Annotated in this window: 18 protein-coding genes; 7 read left to right on the plus strand and 11 right to left on the minus strand. The window is 73.4% G+C overall.

Going from position 1 to position 18,019, the window contains the following annotated elements:
• Positions 1–87 precede the first annotated feature (87 nt).
• A complete protein-coding gene (locus ACGF5G_RS22820; protein WP_393266052.1) occupies positions 88–1,101 on the minus strand; it encodes a sigma-70 family RNA polymerase sigma factor in 1,014 nt (337 codons plus the stop codon).
• A gap of 171 nt (positions 1,102–1,272) precedes the next feature.
• Between ACGF5G_RS22820 and ACGF5G_RS22825 the strand changes: the two genes are divergently transcribed.
• Together ACGF5G_RS22825 and ACGF5G_RS22830 are read left to right on the plus strand one after the other, a co-directional pair.
• Positions 1,273–1,938, plus strand: coding sequence for a maleylpyruvate isomerase family mycothiol-dependent enzyme (locus ACGF5G_RS22825; RefSeq protein ID WP_393265819.1), 666 nt, complete (start codon positions 1,273–1,275; stop codon positions 1,936–1,938).
• A gap of 228 nt (positions 1,939–2,166) precedes the next feature.
• Entirely contained in the window at positions 2,167–3,663 is a 1,497-nt protein-coding gene (locus tag ACGF5G_RS22830) for an IMP dehydrogenase (protein WP_393266055.1), read from the plus strand.
• A gap of 116 nt (positions 3,664–3,779) precedes the next feature.
• On the opposite strand, the gene ACGF5G_RS22835 is transcribed toward ACGF5G_RS22830, so the two are convergent.
• The 3 genes from ACGF5G_RS22835 to ACGF5G_RS22845 are packed head-to-tail and all read right to left on the minus strand — an operon-like array spanning position 3,780 to position 5,802.
• Positions 3,780–4,460, minus strand: a complete 681-nt coding sequence (locus tag ACGF5G_RS22835; protein WP_393265821.1) for a methyltransferase domain-containing protein — start codon at positions 4,458–4,460, stop codon at positions 3,780–3,782.
• Complete coding sequence (locus ACGF5G_RS22840) at positions 4,457–5,131, minus strand: DUF2064 domain-containing protein (RefSeq protein ID WP_393265824.1); 675 nt, start codon at positions 5,129–5,131, stop codon at positions 4,457–4,459. The genes ACGF5G_RS22835 and ACGF5G_RS22840 overlap by 4 nt, the downstream gene beginning before the upstream one ends.
• Positions 5,128–5,802: a glycosyltransferase family 2 protein gene (locus ACGF5G_RS22845; RefSeq protein WP_393265826.1), complete on the minus strand. Its 675-nt coding sequence runs from the start codon at positions 5,800–5,802 to the stop codon at positions 5,128–5,130. The genes ACGF5G_RS22840 and ACGF5G_RS22845 overlap by 4 nt, the downstream gene beginning before the upstream one ends.
• A 144-nt stretch (positions 5,803–5,946) precedes the next feature.
• On the opposite strand from ACGF5G_RS22845, the gene ACGF5G_RS22850 reads away from it, so the two are divergent.
• Positions 5,947–7,416, plus strand: coding sequence for a hypothetical protein (locus ACGF5G_RS22850; protein WP_393265828.1), 1,470 nt, complete (start codon positions 5,947–5,949; stop codon positions 7,414–7,416).
• A gap of 97 nt (positions 7,417–7,513) precedes the next feature.
• Here the strand turns inward: ACGF5G_RS22850 and ACGF5G_RS22855 are convergent, their stop codons facing one another.
• On the minus strand, positions 7,514–8,575 hold the full coding sequence (locus ACGF5G_RS22855; RefSeq protein ID WP_393265831.1) for an NAD-dependent epimerase/dehydratase family protein: 1,062 nt from the start codon (positions 8,573–8,575) through the stop codon (positions 7,514–7,516).
• 286 nt (positions 8,576–8,861) lie between these two features.
• Between ACGF5G_RS22855 and ACGF5G_RS22860 the strand changes: the two genes are divergently transcribed.
• The 4 genes from ACGF5G_RS22860 to ACGF5G_RS22875 all read left to right on the plus strand — a co-directional run bounded on the left by ACGF5G_RS22860 (position 8,862) and on the right by ACGF5G_RS22875 (position 12,001).
• Positions 8,862–10,202, plus strand: coding sequence for a molybdopterin-dependent oxidoreductase (locus ACGF5G_RS22860; protein ID WP_393265833.1), 1,341 nt, complete (start codon positions 8,862–8,864; stop codon positions 10,200–10,202).
• A complete protein-coding gene (locus ACGF5G_RS22865; RefSeq protein WP_393265835.1) occupies positions 10,195–10,629 on the plus strand; it encodes a hypothetical protein in 435 nt (144 codons plus the stop codon). Before ACGF5G_RS22860 ends, ACGF5G_RS22865 begins: the two co-directional genes overlap by 8 nt.
• A gap of 293 nt (positions 10,630–10,922) precedes the next feature.
• The gene (locus tag ACGF5G_RS22870; protein WP_393266057.1) at positions 10,923–11,435 is read left to right on the plus strand and encodes an FBP domain-containing protein; all 513 of its coding nucleotides are present in this window, start codon (positions 10,923–10,925) and stop codon (positions 11,433–11,435) included.
• Positions 11,435–12,001 (plus strand): TetR family transcriptional regulator, encoded by a 567-nt coding sequence (locus ACGF5G_RS22875; protein WP_393265837.1) that lies wholly within the window; start codon positions 11,435–11,437, stop codon positions 11,999–12,001. Before ACGF5G_RS22870 ends, ACGF5G_RS22875 begins: the two co-directional genes overlap by 1 nt.
• Before the next feature lie 124 nt (positions 12,002–12,125).
• On the opposite strand, the gene ACGF5G_RS22880 is transcribed toward ACGF5G_RS22875, so the two are convergent.
• From ACGF5G_RS22880 to ACGF5G_RS22905, 6 genes are all read right to left on the minus strand, one after another.
• Positions 12,126–12,980 (minus strand): SMP-30/gluconolactonase/LRE family protein, encoded by an 855-nt coding sequence (locus tag ACGF5G_RS22880; RefSeq protein WP_393265840.1) that lies wholly within the window; start codon positions 12,978–12,980, stop codon positions 12,126–12,128.
• Positions 12,981–13,058: 78 nt separating this feature from the next.
• Positions 13,059–13,997, minus strand: coding sequence for a GNAT family N-acetyltransferase (locus tag ACGF5G_RS22885; protein ID WP_393265842.1), 939 nt, complete (start codon positions 13,995–13,997; stop codon positions 13,059–13,061).
• Complete coding sequence (locus ACGF5G_RS22890) at positions 13,994–14,833, minus strand: fumarylacetoacetate hydrolase family protein (protein ID WP_393265845.1); 840 nt, start codon at positions 14,831–14,833, stop codon at positions 13,994–13,996. Before ACGF5G_RS22890 ends, ACGF5G_RS22885 begins: the two co-directional genes overlap by 4 nt.
• Positions 14,834–14,907: 74 nt before the next feature.
• The gene (locus ACGF5G_RS22895; RefSeq protein WP_393265846.1) at positions 14,908–15,996 is read right to left on the minus strand and encodes a hydroxyacid dehydrogenase; all 1,089 of its coding nucleotides are present in this window, start codon (positions 15,994–15,996) and stop codon (positions 14,908–14,910) included.
• Entirely contained in the window at positions 15,980–16,987 is a 1,008-nt protein-coding gene (locus tag ACGF5G_RS22900; protein ID WP_393265848.1) for a dihydrodipicolinate synthase family protein, read from the minus strand. The genes ACGF5G_RS22895 and ACGF5G_RS22900 overlap by 17 nt, the downstream gene beginning before the upstream one ends.
• A 2-nt stretch (positions 16,988–16,989) precedes the next feature.
• Positions 16,990–18,012 carry an NAD-dependent epimerase/dehydratase family protein gene (locus ACGF5G_RS22905; protein WP_393265850.1) on the minus strand — a complete coding sequence of 341 codons (1,023 nt, stop codon included), beginning with the start codon at positions 18,010–18,012 and terminating at the stop codon, positions 16,990–16,992.
• Between the last annotated feature and the right edge of the window lie 7 nt (positions 18,013–18,019).

The raw sequence follows: 18,019 nt of genomic DNA on the forward strand, positions 1-18,019 counted from the left end.
CGCCGGGCTGATCCACGCGCCGGTTGCCGAGCACCTTGGTGCCATGAGCGTGCGGTCGGTCAACGTAACGTTGGGCCGCTGTCCGGATCACGGTAGTGACGTCGGCAGTGCGAAAGCCGGGAAGTGCTCCGCGCCGAGGAACGACGTGATCTCCGCGATGCGCTCATCCCTCAAGGTCAACACGGTTATCGACCAACCAAGGTGCGGGCCCGTCTGGTCGTTGCCGAGGTAGAACCCGACGGCAGGCTGACCGTTCGCAGTCGTCGGACGATACCGCCAACTCCCGCAACCGGTCAGCGGGACCTGAACGGCGAAGTCGGTGACCGCCTCGATCCCGCGGTACCAGTGCGCCATCGGGGGCATCGACCACGTGACGTCGTTGGTGAGCAGGGCAACGAGCGCATCGGCGTCACCGCGCTCGAACGCGGTGGAGAATCGGGCGACGATCTGCCGTACGCGAGCGTCGTCGATCTTCCGTAGGGTCTGCTGCTGGGACTGCGGTGGGACCTTCTCCGCGATCACCCGGCGGGCGCGGGCGAGGGCCGAGTTCACCGAGGTGGTCGAGGTGTTCATCGTGTTGGCTATCTCGGCCGCAGAGAAGCCGAGGACGTCGAAGAGCAGCAGCGCCGCCCGCTGGTTGCCCGGTAGATGTTGCAACGCGGCGGCGAAGGCAAGTTCGACGGCTTCACGCTGTTCATACCTTGCGCTGGGAGCTGATGGACCGTCGCCGAGGCCGGCGTCAGGGTAGGGGCCCAGCCAGGCGAACTCCGTCAGCGGCCGGTCATCGAGCACCGCACGGTCACTGGAGGGACCAAGGTCGACGGGTAGCGGCCGTCTACCACGGGACTCCACGATATTCAGACAGACCCGGGTTGCGATGGTGTAGAGCCACGAGCGCAGAGAGCTGCGTTCCTCGAATCGCGCGAGTCCTCGCCAAGCCCGCAGCAGGGTTTCCTGCACCGCATCATCGGCGTCATGGGTTGAGCCGAGCATGCGGTAGCAGTGGGCGTGCAACTCCCGGCGCAGTGGCTGGACCAAGCGGGTGAAGGCCTCGTCGTCACCCTCGCGCGCCCGGCCAAGATCGGCATGCTCGTCGCGCACCGCAGCCGAGTCTCCAGCCAACCCAGAAGGATCTTTGCTCACGAGCGACGATTCTGTCCCGCAGCGGCGGTCTCCACTCCGGCAGACCCTCACCACCGGAGCCAGTTACCGCTGGACCGGCGTTATCTCGCCCTGATGAACCGACACTCGACCACGACAGGAGACCTCGACATGACCGAGAAGGAAGCAGGAGCCCGCATCGATCGTGGAAGCGACACCTGGTCTCGGATCCACGCAGAACGCGCGGCACTGGCGGCCGACCTCGCGGGCCTGACTGATCAGCAGTTCGCGACGCCGTCGTTGTGCACCGGGTTGACGGTACGAGAGGTGCTCGCTCACCTCATCGCAGGGGCAAGCCTGAACTCCTGGCAATGGCTGGCAGGGGTCATCCGATGCAGATTCGACTTCGACAAGCAGGTGACCATGCGGCTGAACGAGCAGTTGGGCGCAACTGCCGCCGAGACACTGGAAAGATTCCGCGGCATCGTCATGAGCAGGACCAAACCGCCGCTGCCGACCATGGCGATGCTCGGCGAAACGATCGTGCACGGGGAGGACATCCGGCGCCCCCTGGACATCCGCCGGCCCTACCCGATCGAGACCATCACGCAGGTCGCCCGGTACTACCAGGGCTCCGACCAGGTGGTCCTGGCCAAAGGCCGCATCCGCGGCCTGCGACTCGTCGCGAACGACGGCCCCTTCACCACCGGCTCCGGGCCACTCGTGTCCGGCACCACCCTGGCACTGACCATGGCGATGACTGGGCGTACCACGTACTGCGACGAACTCGAAGGCGACGGTGTCGCAACCCTGCGCGACCGCTGCACCCCTGCCTGATCGACATCCGTACGCGGCAACCCCTGAAGCGCCCCACAGCCATTGCGCACCGACCGCTCATCGGCGAAGCCGCGAGAGGCGGGTTGTGTCCCGGCAGGGCTGGCCTCACCTGCGGCGCCGACCTGCCGGGCCATGGGACCGACCGCAGTGGCTGCTGCGGCGCTGGTAGCGTGTGTCTGCATTCCAGCCAGCCCGCCGCGGCGGAGTGTTTAGGAGCAGCGCGTGGTCGTGATCCTCCCCGAGGTCTCCCGCACCCTCAACGAGTACCTACTCGTGCCGAACCTCACCACCGAGGACTGCACCCCGGACAACGTCGACCTCTCCACGCCCATCGTGCGGCACCCGGTCGGCGGGTCCTCGCCACTGCGCATCGCCGTACCGCTCGTCAGCGCGATCATGCAAGCGGTCTCCTCGCCCCGCCTCGCCATCTCGCTCGCGCAGACCGGCGGGCTGAGCTTCATCCACCAGAACCAGACCGTCGAGGCGCAGGCCGAGTCGGTCAGCGCGGTCAAGCGCCACAAGGCGGGTTTCCGGCACTCCGACATCAACACGAAGCCATCCGCGACGCTCGGCGAGGTCAGCCGCCTACTCAAGGCCGCCGAACGGGACGTCGCGGTGGTCACCGACGACGGCACCTCGAGTGGCCTGTTCATCGGCCTGATCTCCACCGCCGACTTCCATCCCCAGCGTCACGACCTCAACGGCACGGTCGAGTCCCGGATGCGCCCGGCCGACGGTCTGGTCACCGCGCCACCGACGATCTCGCTGTCCGACGCGAACACCCTCATCTGGGACCACCGCCTCGACCTGCTGCCGATCGTCACCGCCGACGGTCGCCTCGCCTCGATTGTGCTGCGCCGCGACTACGAGCTGCACAAACAGTTCCGCAGCGAGTCCATCGACGACGACAAGCGGTTCCGGGTCGGCGCCGGGATCAACACCCGCGACTACCGTGACCGGATCCCCGCCCTCGTCGAGGCCGGCGCGGACGTGCTGTGCATCGACTCCTCCGACGGCCACTCGGTCTGGCAGCAGAAGACGTTGCAGTACGCCGTTGGTGAGTTGAACGGCGCTGTCCCGGTCGGCGCGGGGAACGTCGTCGACGGCCGCGGGTTCCGCTATCTCGCCGATGCCGGTGCCGCGTTCGTCAAGGTCGGTATCGGCGGCGGGTCGATCTGCATCACCCGCGACCAGAAAGGCATCGGCCGCGGGCAGGCTTCCGCACTCATCGACGTGGTGGCCGAACGCGACCGCTACGCGGACGAAACCGGCATCTACGTGCCGATCTGCTGCGACGGCGGTCTCCTCGCCGACTACCACATGGCGATCGCCCTCGCCCTCGGCGCCGACTTCATCATGCTCGGACGTTACTTCGCCCGATTCGACGAAAGCCCCTCCAACCTCGTCAATCTCGACGGGCAGCTGTTCAAGGAATACTGGGGTGAGGGCTCCCAACGGGCCCGGAACGTCGCCCGCTACGACCAGGGCGAGACCGAGCTGCCGTTCGAGGAAGGCGTCGACGGCTATGTGCCGTATGCCGGCAGCCTCTACCCCAACATTGCCCGTACGGTTGCGAAACTGCGCGCCACCATGGTCAGCTGCGGCGCGATCACATTGCCGGACTTTCACCGCGACGCGGTGCTCGTCCAGGTGTCGCAGCAGAGCTACGAACAGAATGGCGCCGAGGTCCGGTTGCGCAGCGGCTCAGGCGGCAGCGGACAGTAGACGGCCGCTTCGTCATTACGGGCGGCCTGACCTCTACATCCGCGTCCCCGGGGCACGGCACCGCGCTTCGTCCCCGTCCCGGCAACGCATCACGTCGCGCCAACTACTGACGAAGATCACAACTGTGGCAGTGCCACGACGGGCGCGCGTCGGTGCGGGCCCGGACGCTCCGAGCGGGTCAGCTCGGCGAACCAGCGGCGGCCGGAGCGGAAGACCTCGCCGACCGCCAACCCGGCCGCCCCCGCCGTGCCCGCCACCGCGCACGTGTCGAGCCATGCCCAGCGGAAGGTCGGGCCCCGGTGCCGGCCGGATGCCACGTGGACCTGTCCCTGCCAGGCGCCGGAGCCGGGCGGCTCCAGCTCGACCAGCACTGTTCCCGCCGGCCGCAGCAACGCCCGGCACCGGCGCAGCAGCGCGATCGGGTCGCCCCCGATGCCGATGTTCCCGTCCAGCAGGACCGCGTGTGCCCAGCGTCCCTCCGCCGGCAACGGGCCGAACAGGTCGGCCCGCACGGCGACCGCGCCCCGGGCCCGGGTCAGCGCCACCGCCCGGGCCGACACGTCCACCCCGAGGGTGGTCAGCCCGGCCACTGTCAGTGCCAGGGTCACCCGGCCCGGGCCGCAACCCAGGTCGAGGGTGGGACCGGTGCAGCGGGTGACCACCGCCGCCTCTGCCGTCCCGGCGGGCCGGTGCCACCGGTGCACCGGCAGGCGGCGGCGCAGTCCGTCGGCGGGCACCAGCCAGTGCGCGTTGTCGCCCCGGTCGCGCAGGGCGGCGGCGAAACCGTCCCCGGTCACGCCCGCACCACCATGGCGCGGCGCACCGCCGCGACCTGGCGGGCGAAGCGGCCACCCGGGGTCGCCACGGCCACCGCCCGCGCGTCCGACCAGTCGTCCACGTCCCGCAGCACCGGCAGCGGCATCGTGCGCAGCCCTCGCCCGGTCAGCGCGGACCACGTCGACCGGCCGGTGCGCGGAGTCGACATCGGCACCCCGCGCAGCGCCACCGCCTGCCGCGGGTCGCGCAGCCCCAGCCCCCACCAGCCGCCGTCGGCGGCCTGTCCCAGCACCGCCTCGGCGTCCGCCAGCCGGCGTACGGCGGCGGACAGCCGCGCCGGCGTCAGCTGCGGGGTGTCCATCCCGATCTGAAGCACCCGACGGCCGGGGAAGGCGTCGGCGACGTCGCCGTGGGCGTTCGCGAGTCGGGCCGCGAAATCCACGCCCCGCTGCGGCAGGACCGGCCAACCGGCGACGGCGGCGGTCAGGTCGGCGGCGTCCTCGGCGTCGGCGAGGCGCCCGGCCAACGCCAGCACCGGCGTCACCCCGGGAGTGTCCCGCACGGCGTCCAGGGTGTCGCGCAGCGCGGCGGCGGCCAGCTGGGCGGCCTGGACCGGGGTCGCCGGTGGGCAGAGCCGGGTCTTGACCCTGCCCGGCACGGGGGCCTTGGCGACCACCAGCAGCACGGTCACCGGGGGCGCTCCACGGTGCGCAGCACGGCCGCGAAGTCCCGGGTGGCACGCAGGGTGCCGCGGAACGAGCCGGAGACCTTGGAGCGGGTGCCCGTGGCACGCGGGGCGTACGCGACGTCGAGTTCGTGGATGCGCCAGCCCGCGGCGGCGGCCCGGATCAGCAACTCCAGCGGGTAGCCGAAGGCCCGGTCGGTGACGCCGAGACCGAGCAACGCCTCCCGACGGGCCACCCGCATCGGGCTGAGGTCACGCAGCGGCACCCCCCGGTGCCGCAGCAGCGCGGCGACCAGCGCCGTTCCGGCCCGGGCGTGCCAGGGCCAGACCCCGACACGGACCGGCCGGCGACGGCCGACGGCCAGGTCGGCGCTCCCCCCGGCGACCGGGGCGACCAGGGCGGGCAGCTCCCGAGGGGAGAACGAGCCGTCGGCGTCCAGGACGCACACCAGTTCGGTCTCGGCGGCCTCGATCCCGGCGTGCACGGCCGCGCCGTACCCCCGACGGCGCTCATGGACCACCCGGGCGCCGTGCCGGGCGGCCACCTCGGCCGAGGCGTCTCGAGACCCGTTGTCCACCACGATCGCCCGGTATCCGGGCGGCAGCGCGGTCAGCACGGCGGGCAGCGCGGCGGCCTCGTCCAGGCACGGCAGCACCACGTCGATCGGTGTCGGCATACCCCCGACGCTAAGTCCGCGCGGGGCCACCCGTTCCGCGTTCGGCCTTACGGAACGCCTACCGAACAGGCACTTCTTACCATCCGGTGACGTACCGACGACTCGGCTGACAGGGGGCGGGGCAGACCGTACCGTCCGGTCGACATGAGACCCGGTGCCACACTTTCCCGCTCGCCCGTTTCCGACCGCGTCCCGGCGCGCGACGGGGGCGACCTGGTCGTGCTGGGCGTCGAGGCGGCGCTGCTGGCCACGGCCGTGGTGATCGGCGCGGTGCTGAACCATCGGGGTGTGGACCTGCACGCCGAGGCCGCGCCGCTCTACGCCACCTGGCGGCCGCACCTGGGCTGGGGCACCCCGGTCGCGCTGCTGGTGGCCGCGGCCGTGCTCGGGCCGGGGCTGCGGTGGGCCCGAGCGGCCCGGTGGGGCCCGCTGCTGTTCGCCGGCTACCTGGCGGCGGTGGCCTGGACGCTCGCCCTGGCGCTGGTGGACGGCTGGTCGGCCGGGCTCGCCCGGCGGCTCACTCCGCAGGCGGAGTACCTGCACGAGGTGCCGCGGGTCACCGATGTCGGGCGGATGCTGGTCGGTTTCACCGACCGGATCCTCGACTTCCAACCGGACTCGTGGTCCACCCACACGGCCGGCCATCCGCCGGGAGCCCTGCTGCTCTTCGTCGGGCTGGACCGGATCGGCCTTGGCGGCGGGACGGCGGCGGCGTTGGCCTGCGTCCTGGTCGGGGCGACCGTGGCGGTGTCCGTGCCGGTCACGCTGCGGGCGCTGGGCGCGGGCGAGGCGGGTCGGGCGGTGCTGCCGTTCCTGGTGCTGCTGCCGGGGGCGGTCTGGGTGGGCGCCTCCGCCGACGGTGTCTTCACCGGTGTGGTCGCCGCCGGTTTGGCCCTGCTGGCGGTACGCGGGCCCGCGATCGCGCTGGCCGGCGGGCTGCTGCTCGGCTTCGCGCTGTACCTGTCGTATGGCTTCGTGCTGGTTGCGCCACTGGCCCTCGCGGTGCTGGCGTTGCGGCCGGCGCGCCGGCGCGGCGCGATGTTCGCCGGTGCGGCCGGGGTGGCCGCGGTGGTGGTGGTGTTCACCGTCGCCGGCTTTCAGTGGTGGCGGGGGTACGACCTGGTGGTGGAGCGCTACTACCAGGGCTGGGCGGCCAACCGCCCGTACGGCTACTGGGTCTGGGCGAACCTGGCGGCCCTGCTGCTCGCCGCCGGACCGGTGGCCGGGCCGGCGCTGCGCCGCGCACTGCTCGCGGCTCGGGCGGGCCGAGGGGCGGTGACACGGGTCGGAAGTGGTCCGTCGGTCCCGTTGGCCAGCGGCCCGGAACCGGGTGGTTCGGCGGTGCGCGGCCTCGTGCGGCACCACCGGCTCGTCGCACTCGCGTGGCGGGCCCGCGAACCGACCATGCTGCTGCCGGCCGCCGCCGCGCTGGCGGTGGCCGCCGCCGACCTGTCCGGGATGAGCAAGGCCGAGGTGGAGCGGATCTGGCTGCCGTTCGCGGTCTGGCTGCTGGTCGCCGTCGCGCACCTGCCCGCGCCGGCCCGGCGTTGGTGGCTGGCGGGGCAGGCGCTGACCGCCCTCGCCGTGAACCACCTGCTGTTCACCGTCTCCTGACCGAACGCCGACCTCGTCGGGGAACGGGTGGGGCTGCGAGCCGGGACGGTCCGCCGGCGGAGTCGCCGGGCGGGCGGGCGGCGGGTGCGGTGGGTGGTCAGACCGCCACGGCGGCGGGCTCGCGCAGCGGGTCGGTGGCGAAGGCAGTCACCCCGTCGACGAAACCGACCCGGGCGGCATAGCCGAGCAGTTCGCGTGCGCGAGCGGGGTCGGCCACCACGTGCCGCACGTCCGCGGCCCGGGCCCCGCCGACCACCACCGGCGCCGGCCCACCCATCGCCGAGGCCAGGGTGGCGGCCAGGTCGCCGACGGTGTGCGGCTCGCCGGAGCAGACGTTCACCGGCACCAGGCCGTCCGGGGTCGGCGCGGTCAGGGCCAGCAGGTTCGCCCGCGCCACGTCGGTGACGTGCACGAAGTCGCGCCGCTGCCGGCCGTCCTCGTAGACGCGCGGCGGCCGGCCGTCCGCCAGCGCCGACCGGAAGATCGACGCGACCCCGGCGTACGGGGTGTCGCGGGGCATCCGGGGACCGTAGACGTTGTGGTAACGCAACGCCCACACCCCGCCCCCGGTCTGCCGACCCCAGGCAGCGGCGAGGTGCTCCTGCGCCAGCTTGCTGGCCGCGTACGTGCTGTGCGGCTCCAGCGGGGCATCCTCGGGCACGAGTGCCGGGGTGAGGGTGCCGGTGCACTCCGGGCAGGTGGGGTCGTACCGGCCGGCGGCCAGGTCGGCCGGGTGCCGCGGGGCGGGCCGGACGACGCCGTGCCGGGCACACACGTAGCGCCCCTCGCCGTACACCACCATCGAGCTGGCCAGCACCAGGCGGGACACTCCGGCCCGGTGCATCGCGGCGAGCAGCACCGCCGTGCCGTAGCCGTTGTGGCTGGCGTAGTCGGGGGCGTCCGACGGATCCAGCCCGTGCCCGACCATCGCCGCCTGGTGGCAGACGGCGTCGACCCCGCTCAACAGGTCGTCGAGGAGCCCTGGGTCCCGGATGTCCCCGACCACCGGGTCGTGCCGGCGCGACCATTCGGGTAGGGCGCCCCCGTGTGCCTGCGGCAGCAGCGCGTCCAGGCACACCACGTGGTGCCCCTCGGCGACGAGCAGGTCCGCGACCTGCGATCCGATGAATCCGGCGGCGCCGGTGACGAGTACGCGCATTCCCGTCACGCTAGGTCAGACCGGTGGCCCCGCGGGCCGGTTCCGGTCGGACGTCAGCCTTCCGTAAGGGCCCTCGGTGATGCGGACCGGCGGTGAGCTTCGGTAATGCGGCAAAGCCCGCCGGCGGGTGGTGCTGCCGGTTAGCGTGCTGCACGAGGGCCCGCCGCGCCGGGCTCGACGACTCGCCGCCAGGAGAAACGTGCCCGCCGACCCGCCGCCAGACCCGCCTCCGGGGCCCGACCCTGGCGGGCCGACGCGGGCGTCCGGCCGGCCCGAGCCCTCCGCCGTGCCACCCCGGCCGTCCGCCGGGACAACAGACAGCCAGGGGTACGCCTACCCGGCGCGGCTGTGGCGGGCGCTGGACCGGCACCGCCCACCGGGTGCCGAGGCGGCCGCCGACGCCTGGCGCAGCCCGGTACGCGGCCCGTGGCTGACCTCGGTGTTCGGTGCCGTCCTGCTCGCCGCTCTACCGCTGGTGATCATCACCGGGCTGTTGGACTGGATCGCCTACGGTCCCCGCCTCGGCCAGGCCTTCCCCCGCGACGTGGGCTGGCTGCACCCGCCCGTCTTCGACTGGCCGACCCGCCCGGCCTGGCTGTTCCGGGTCACCCAGGGCCTGCACGTGACACTCGGCATCGTGCTGGTGCCGGTGGTGCTGGCCAAACTCTGGTCGGTGGTGCCGAAGCTGTTCGACTGGCCGCCGGCTCGATCGACGGCGCAGGCGGTGGAGCGACTGTCGCTGTTGCTGCTGGTCGGCGGGATCCTCTTCGAGATGGCCACCGGCCTGCTCAACATCCAGTACGCCTACCTGTACGGGTTCGACTTCTACACCGCGCACTGGTACGGCGCCTGGGTCTTCACCGCCGCCCTGGTCACCCACGTGGCGATCAAGCTGCCCCGGATGGTCTCCGCGCTGCGCGGTCCGGGCTTCGCGCGTACCCCGTCGGCCGGGACCCGACCGGAGCCGCCGGACCCGGACGGTCTGGTTGCCCGGCGCCCTGGTGCGGCGACGATGAGCCGGCGCGGTGTTCTGGCCCTGACCGGGGGCGGCGCGCTGCTGCTCGCGGCGCTGACCGTCGGGCAGAGCCTGGACGGCGTGCTGCGCCGCACCGCGCTGCTGCTGCCTCGGGGCCGGCGGCACGGCGACGGGCCGAACGGCTTCCCGGTGAACCGCAGCGCTGCCGCAGCGGGCATCCAGTCCGCCGACACCGGGGCGAACTGGCGGCTCAGCGTGCGGGGCGGCGGCCGCAGCGTGGAGTTGGACCGGGACGTCCTGCTCGCGATGGCCCAGCACACCGCGGACCTGCCGATCGCCTGCGTCGAGGGCTGGTCGACGGCGCAGACCTGGACCGGGGTGCGGCTGCGCGACCTCGCCGCCCTGGTCGGCGTGCCCGGGTCCGCCCCGGCGCGGGTCCGGTCGCTGGAACGGAGCGGCCTGTTCCGTCAGGCCCGGTTGCAGCCCAACCAGGTACGCGACCCGGAATCGTTGCTCGCCCTGCGGGTCAACGGTGTCGATCTGTCCCTCGACCACGGCTACCCGGCGCGGATCATCGTGCCGGCACTACCTGGCGTGCACTGCACCAAGTGGGTCCGGGAGATCATCTTCGAGGAACGTGCCGATGGTTGAGTTCCGGCGCGGCTACGGCGCCGCGCCCTGGCACCTGCTGCTCCTGCTCGGCTGTTTCGCGGTGACGGGCTGGATCGCGTTGCGGCTGTCCGGGGAACCGGCCGCGGGCCGGATGCTGCTCTGGTTCCTCGGCGCGGTCATCGCCCACGACCTGTTCCTGTTCCCGGTCTACGCGTTGATCGACCGGGGGCTGCGCGCCGCCCCGGGGCACCGAGGCGCACCGTCGGCGCTGAACCACGTGCGGGTGCCCGCGCTTGCCGCCGGGCTGCTGCTGCTCGTCTACCTTCCCGGCATCCTCGGCCTCGGCGACGAGACGTACACAGCGGCGACCGGCCTGGCCCCGCGACCGCTGCTGGCCCGCTGGCTGGCGATCAGCGGGGCGCTCTTCGCCGCCAGCGCGGCGCTCTACGCGTTGCGGCGGCGCTGACCGTTCCGCAGGCCAGGCTTCGCCGACCTCTGGCGACTGGGCTCGCGACGCCAGGCCAGGCTTCGCCGGCGTCTGACGACTGGGCTCGCGACGCCCTGCGACCTCGGTGGTGCTCGGGGACGCGGCAGGTGGACGGGGACTCGGCGCGGGGGGTCGATGAGGCGGGCGCTCCGGCTGCTGGCGAAGGAGTTCGGACGGCGGATCGCACCGGAAATCGAGTGGACAGGGAACTTGTATCGAGTTACAAGTTGTAAGCATGTACAGATTTACTGGGAGGTGACGTCGTGCGGGTCATGAGCCGGGACGAGGTGCGCGGTGCGATCGCGAACCTGGACGCGGTCGAGAGCAAGGTGCGTCTGCCGGCCTGGTTCGACGAGGTCGCGTGGGGCAAGCTCGACTACCTCGGGTGGCGAGATCCCCGAGCGCCATTGCGGGCCTACCTGGTCACCGACATCGACGGCACGGCGTCGGGCGCCCTGCTCCGCCAGAGTCCGAGCCGGGCCGAACTCGGCGGGCGAGCGGTCATGTGCTCGCTGTGCCACTTCATGCGGCGCTTCAACGAGGTCGCCCTCTTCTCCGCGCCGCGCCCCTCCGCGGACAAGCGCCAGCGGCTGAGCACGCTCGGCATCCTCGTGTGCACCGACCTCGACTGCGCCACGAAGGTGCACAGCGCGCCCGTCCTCGGACCGCTCGACCCACCGGTTGACGAAATCATCCGGGCGCGCAGGGATGGGCTGCGGATGCGTACCGTCGCGTTCCTACGCTCGGTGTCGAGCACTCCGAGAACCGTACGAGGGAGGCGATGATGGCGTACCTGGCGCGTGCGGAGCGGCGCCGCTCGATCGTCGAGGCGGCGGCCGCCGTGGTCGAGCGCGACGGCCTGAGTGCGGTGACGGCGAGAATCGTGGCGGACGAACTTGGCGGGTCACCGGGCCAGATCCATCACCACTTCGCGTCAACCGACGAACTCGCCGCCGAGGCCTGGCGGCACTACGCCGCGCAGCAGATCGACGAGTACGAGCGCGACGTCGACGGCCTCGACGCGTACGACGCGCTCGTGCTCTTCTTCGCCGACCTCGTGAGCACCGACGGGGACGGGCACGCGCTGGCGCGGTGGGCCGAGGCGGGCGCACACGCGCAGCAGCGTCCCCTCGTCGCGAGGAGCTACGTCGAGACGCTCTCCCGGCTGACCGACGTCCTCGCCTCGGTCCTGGCCGGGGACTCCGAGGCCGCGCAGGCGCGAACGGCCGCCTGGCGGATCCTCATGCTCGGAGTCGGGCTCGCCGGGCTCACCCGCATCACCGAGGACTCACCCGTGCCGGCTCGTGACGTCATGCTGTCGGCGATCGGAGCAGAGACGGGCCGACGCTGAACCACACCCGTTCCTTGCCGGCGACCGTGACGCGCTGGTCGCCGACGAGCGCCCCCTGGCGATCAGCGGCGGGTGGTCACCTGTACCGCGAGACGTGGCGCGCGATCGGGGCTCGGCGCCGCTGTCAGCCCGCGAAGGTGTGCTCGGGGAACCCCGGCACCTCGGGTCGGATCCGGAACAGTGCCCCCGCCGGGGAACGGTCGTCTGCCGACAGGCCCTGGCGGGAGGTGGTGATGTAGAGGTCAGCGTGGTCGGGGCCGCCGAACGCGCACGCGGTGGGGCGCCGAACCGGCAGCTCCACGACGGCGGTGAGGCGGCCGTCCGGGGCGTACCGGTGGACGACGCCCCCATCCCACAGGGCGACCCAGACACCGCCCTCGACGTCGAGGCAGAGCCCGTCCGGCGTGCCCGCGTCGGGCGGCACCGCGACCATCGGCCGTCGGCCGTGCAGCTCGCCGGTGGCCAGGTCGAAGGCGAAGGCGTCCATCCGGTGGGTGGCCGAGTCGACATACCAGGCGGTCCCGCCGTCCCGGGTCCAGGCCAGGCCGTTGGAGACGGTGAGCCCGGTGAGCACCGTCTCGACGGCACCGCTCGGGCTGAGCCGGTGCAGCGCGGCCCGACCCGGCGCGGCGTCGTACGCCATCGAGCCGCAGTAGAAGCGCCCGAGCGGGTCACATCCGCCGTCGTTCATCCGGATCGACGGGTCCGACCAGAGCTCGGGCAGCAACTCCACCGAGTCGTCCCCGAGCAGCGCGAAGCCCCGCTCGACGGCGGCGACGAGGCCACCGCCGGATCGCGGGCGCAGGGCCGCGACCACCGGGGCGACGTGCCGGCGGCTGACCGCCCCGGTGACCGGGTCCAGCGCCAGGATGTCCCCGACCAGCATGTCGACCCAGCGCAGCCGCTGGTCGTCGGGGCACCACACCGGCCCTTCGCCGTGTCCCGCGACCGCCGGGGTGACCTGTTCCGCGACGACCATCGAACCTCCCTGGTATGCCGTACGTGGCGTGGGCTGCCCCATGTCACCGTCGCCGACGGGGTGCGGCTCGTCCGGTGTTCACAGGTAGTCGGCCGGCCAGTGGAAGGCCCCGGCCGCGCCGGTGATCGCGGCCAGGTGATCGGGCGCCGCGTGGATCGGCCGGACCATGCCGGTGGTGTCGGCCTCGGTCACCGGATCGGCCAGGAGACACGGTAGTGCCGCCTCGATCGCCGGGTCGGCCGGCAGCCGGGCCACACAGTGCCCTACGCCGCGTTCGGCGGCGGTGCGGGCGACGGCGCTGAACAGGGCGCGCAGGGCCTCCGGCCGGTCAGGCCAGGCAGCGGACTCGACCACTCGGACGCGCCCGGGAGACCACTGCGCGGCCAGGTAACCCGCCGTCCGGCCGCGGTGCCGGGCCACCAGCATCTCGGTGGGTGGGGCGTACCAGACGGGCACCCGGAGCCGCCAGTCGTCGGCGTCCCGCACGGTGCTCAGCGGCCGGTGGGCGTTGAACGACTCGTGCACCGGGGCGAGTTCCGCCCAGTCCACCGGGGACTGTGCCCGCACGGTCCAGTCCGGTGGCAGGGGGACGCCCGCCGCCGGTCGACCGCTCGGGTGGCGCAGGGTGAACGTGCGGTAGCCGCTGCTCAGGTAGACGCCCGGTGTGCCGGTGAACAGCAACGACCAGGCGCAGCCGTCCGCCGCCATCGCCGCGACGGCCAGGTCGAGCAGGCGGCGGATGTGACCCCGCCCGCGTGCCTGGACCCGGGTGGCGACGTTGGCGATCCCGCCGACCAGGTCGACGCCGCCGGCGGCGTCGCGTACCCGGCGGGGCAGGTAGTAGGCGGCGGCGACGACCGCTCCGGCCTCCACCGCGACGAACGTGCGTCGGAAGCGGTCGCGGTCGTGGGCGTAGAGCCCGGTCACGTGCGCGTCCGTGAACGCCTCGGCCCACGTGGCGTAGAGCGACGGTACGTCCGCCGGCGTGGCCGAACGGTACTCGACGGGGGCGGTCACGCCGACGCGAGCACGTTGCGCTGCCGGCCGAGCCCGTCGATCGCCACCTCCATCACGTCGCCGGCCGCCAGGTAGGGGAACCGGCCGGACAGCGCCACCCCCTGCGGGGTGCCGGTGTTGAGGACGTCGCCCGGTTCCAGCACGGTGAACTGGGACAGGTGCCAGATCAGGTACGCCACGTCGAAGATCATGTCGGCCGTGCGCGAGTCCTGCCGAGGCTCGCCGTTGACCCACGAACGCAGCCGCAGCGCCTGCGGGTCGCCCACCTCGTCCGGCGTGACCAGCCACGGGCCGAGCGGGTTGAAGGTCTCGCACGACTTGCCCTTGGACCACTGGCCGCCGGGATCCGCGAACTGGTAGTCCCGTTCGGACACGTCGTTGGTGACCGCGTACCCCGCCACGTGGGCCAGCGCCTCAGCCGGGGAGTCCAGGTAGCGAACGCGTCTCCCGATCACCACGGCCAGTTCCACCTCCCAGTCGGTCCTCGTCGAGCCACGCGGCACCAGCACCTGGTCGTACGGGCCCACCACGGTGTTCGGCGACTTGTGGAACAGGATCGGCTCGCCGGGCGGGGCGACTCCGGACTCGGCGGCGTGCGCGCTGTAGTTCTGCCCGATGCAGAGCACCGCCCCGGGCCGGGCGATCGGGGCGCCGATCCGCTCCCCGGTCACGTCGAGCAGCGGCAGCGGCCCCGCCGCTCGGACGCGCTCGACGGGGTCCGTGGCGAGGAACGCCGCGTCGATGTCGGCGGTGATCCCGCTCAGGTCGAAGTGGTTGGCGCCGTCGAACAGCACCGGCCGCTCGGCGCCGACCGGGCCGATTCGCATGAACTTCATGATTTCCTCTCTGCCGACAGCGGGCCGCGGGCGGGCCCGGGTCGATCGCGTACGGGTCGGGTGCGGGACCGGGGTCAGCCCGTGCGGGCCAGCATCTCGGGCGTCACCGCGTGGGCGAGGGGTCGACCGGTCACATGCCGGATGATCTCGTCGACGACGATCTCGCCCTGCCGTCGGCGACCCTGCACGGTACCGGCGGCCTGGTGCGGGGTGAGCAGCACGTTGGGCAGCGCCCGCAGCGGGTGGCCGGTGGGCAGCGGCTCCTCGTCGAAGACGTCCAGCGCGGCGTCGATCCGGCCGCGGGACAGCTCCGCGACGAGCGCCGCCTCGTCGACCAGCCAGGACCGGGCGGTGTTGACCAGCCCGGCGCCGTCGGGCAGCAGCGCCAGCTCGCGGGCACCGAGCAGGTGCCGGGTCTCCGGCAGGGTCGGCGCGTGCAGCGCGACGATCCGGCTGCCGGCGAGCAACTCGTCCAGGCCGACCAGCCGGGCGCCGAGCGCCGCGACGTCCGCCGCGGTCAGCGTCGGGTCGTACACGCTGACCTCCGCCCCCAGGGCCCGGACCAGCTCCAGGTACGCCCGCCCGGTGCGGGACGCGCCGACGACGCCGACCGGGCAGCCGAGGATCTCGTGCCGGGGTGGCGCCTGTTCCGCCCGGCTCCAGCTCGTGCCGCCGCGCAGCGCGTGGTCGAAGCGGGGCGTCTGGTGTAGCAGGGCCAGGGTGAACGCGAGCGCGACCTCGGCCACCGACCGGGCCATGCCCTGCCCCGCCTGGGTGACCGTGATGCCGCGGGCGAACACCTCGGGGGTCACGAACGGCTTGACCGACGCGCCGGTGTGCGCGATCAGCCGGAGCGCGGGGGAGCGGTCCAGCAGGGCCGCGTCGAGCCGAGGAACGCTCCAGGAGGTCACCAGCACCTCGGCCCGGGCCAGCAGCGGCGCCAGGTCGGTGCGGGTGAGTGCCGCGTGATCGTCGACCAGCGTGGCGTCGGTGACGGTGGTCAGCCGGTCACCGACCCGGTCGGGGAAGAACTGGGCGCGCAGTGTGGCCGGTACGGACACCACGGTGACCGGGCGGTGCCCGGCGGGGAGCGTGGTCACGGGCCGGCCGTCCGGCGCCTCGGGCCTGCCGGCCGCCCCGGGGGGCTCACCGGAGCCAGTCATCGCGACGCTCCGCGACGAAGTCGTCGTCCGTCAGCCACGGGTAGGCGATGGTCACCCGGGTCAGCTCCTCGGCCTGGCCGGGCGACAGCCCCTCGGCCGGGTCGAGGCACCACACCCCGTCGAGCAGCCCCTGCCGGCGCAGCACCTCGTGAACCCCGGCGATGCAGCCGTCGAAGTCGTTCGCCGCGTCGAACACCGCCGCGTTCGCGTCCGTGAGCGCCGCCGCGCGGGCGGTCAGCTCCGCCAGCGCCGCCGCGTCGCCCGAGCGGGCCGCCCGCACCCGGTCGAACATCGCCACCGCCGCCCGGGTCCACACCGCCCACTGGCCGAGCAACCCGCCGACGAACCGGCGGCCGGCGAACTCGCCGAGCAGGTCGCCGAGGATGTGGTCGTCGTTGCCGGTGTACAGGGCCACCTCCGCGCCCCGGTCGGCGGCGGCGATCCCGCGCACCGCCTCCAGCGTGCGGTACCTGTCGAACGGGGCCAGCTTCACCGCGACCACCGACGGCAGGTCGGCGAACGCCCGCCAGAACGCCGGGGACAGGCGCGGGCCGCCGATGGCCGGCTGGAGGTAGAAGCCGATCACCGGCAGCACCTCGCCGACCGCGCGCGCCCGCTGGAGCAGGTACGCCTCGTCGGCGCCCGGCACGACGGGGGACAGCAGCACGGCGTGGTAGCCCAGCCCGGCCGCCAGTTCGGCTTCGGCGACGGCCTGGACGGTGGGTCCGCACGCCCCGGCGACCTTCACCATCGGCCGGCCGGCCTCGGCGTCGACCGTCTCCGCGGCCATGGCGAGCACCGGCCGCAGCAGCCCGGCCTCCCGGACGGCGAACTGGGTGGTGTGCACGCCGACGGCGAGTCCGCCCGCCCCGGCGGCCAGGTAGTAGCGGGTCAGCGCTCGCTGCCGTCGCTCGTCGAGGCGACGGTCGGCGGTCAGCGCCAGCGGGTGCGCCGGGATGACGGTGCCTTCGCGCAGCAGTTCCAGGGACACGGTCAGAACCTCCCGTCGCGGACGGCGAACTTGGTGGGCTTGCCGGAGGTGGGCAGCCCGGCGGCCAGCCAGTCGGCCTGCCAGTCGATCAGGGTGCCCAGCGGGACGTCCGGGTAGCCGAACAGCGCGTGGCAGCGGGTGGCGTCGTTGAGCAGCGCCGTGGGCGCCTCGGTGCCGGCGTACGTCACCGGCTTGCCCAGGCGCGCGCCGAACCGGGCGGCGATCCGGCGCACCGGCGCGGTCTCCGGGCCGGTCAGGTTGAGGGTGCACACGTCGGCGGCGGCGTGCCGCAGCGCCCGCAGGGCGACCTCGTTGGCGTAGCCCTGCCACACCACGTTGACGTGGCCGGTGGTGACGTCGACCGGGCCGCCGGCCAGCACCGCCTGCCCGATGTCGGCGAGCACCCCGTAGCGCAGGTCGACGGCGTAGTTGAGCCGCAGCACCGCGACCGGGGTGCCCCGGGTCGCGGCGGCGTGCGCGAAGACCTGCTCGCGGCCGAGGCAACTCATCGCGTAGTCGCCGACCGGGCCGGTCGGGTCGGTCTCCACGCAGCCGCCGGAGGTCACCGGCACCATCGGGTAGACGTTGCCGGTGGAGAACGCGGCGATCCGGGCGGCCGGGTAGCGGCGGGCCACCGCGGCGGGCAGCACCGCGTTCACCATCCAGGCCAGGTAGGGGGCGGTGGCGGTGCCGAACTTCGCGCCCACCATGAAGATCACGTCGCGGGCGTCGGGCAGGCCGCCCAGGTCGCCGTCGCCCAGCAGGTCGAACGACACCGGCTCCACCCCGTCGGCGGCCAGCGCGTCGGCCGCCGCCCGGTCCGACCAGCGCGACACCGCGTACACCCGGTCGCCGGTGCGGCCGGCGGCGTCGAGCCCCCGGCGGGCCAGCCGGCACAGCGACGGGCCCATCTTGCCCCCGGCGCCGAGCACCACCAGGTCGCCGGAGTCGCCGGCCAGGTCGGCGACGAGCGCCGCCGACGGCCGGGCCAGCCGGTCCTCCAACTCGGACTCACTGTTGAACACTGGTCTT

This window comes from Micromonospora sp. NPDC047730, assembly GCF_043204765.1.
Classification (GTDB): Bacteria; Actinomycetota; Actinomycetes; order Mycobacteriales; family Micromonosporaceae; genus Micromonospora.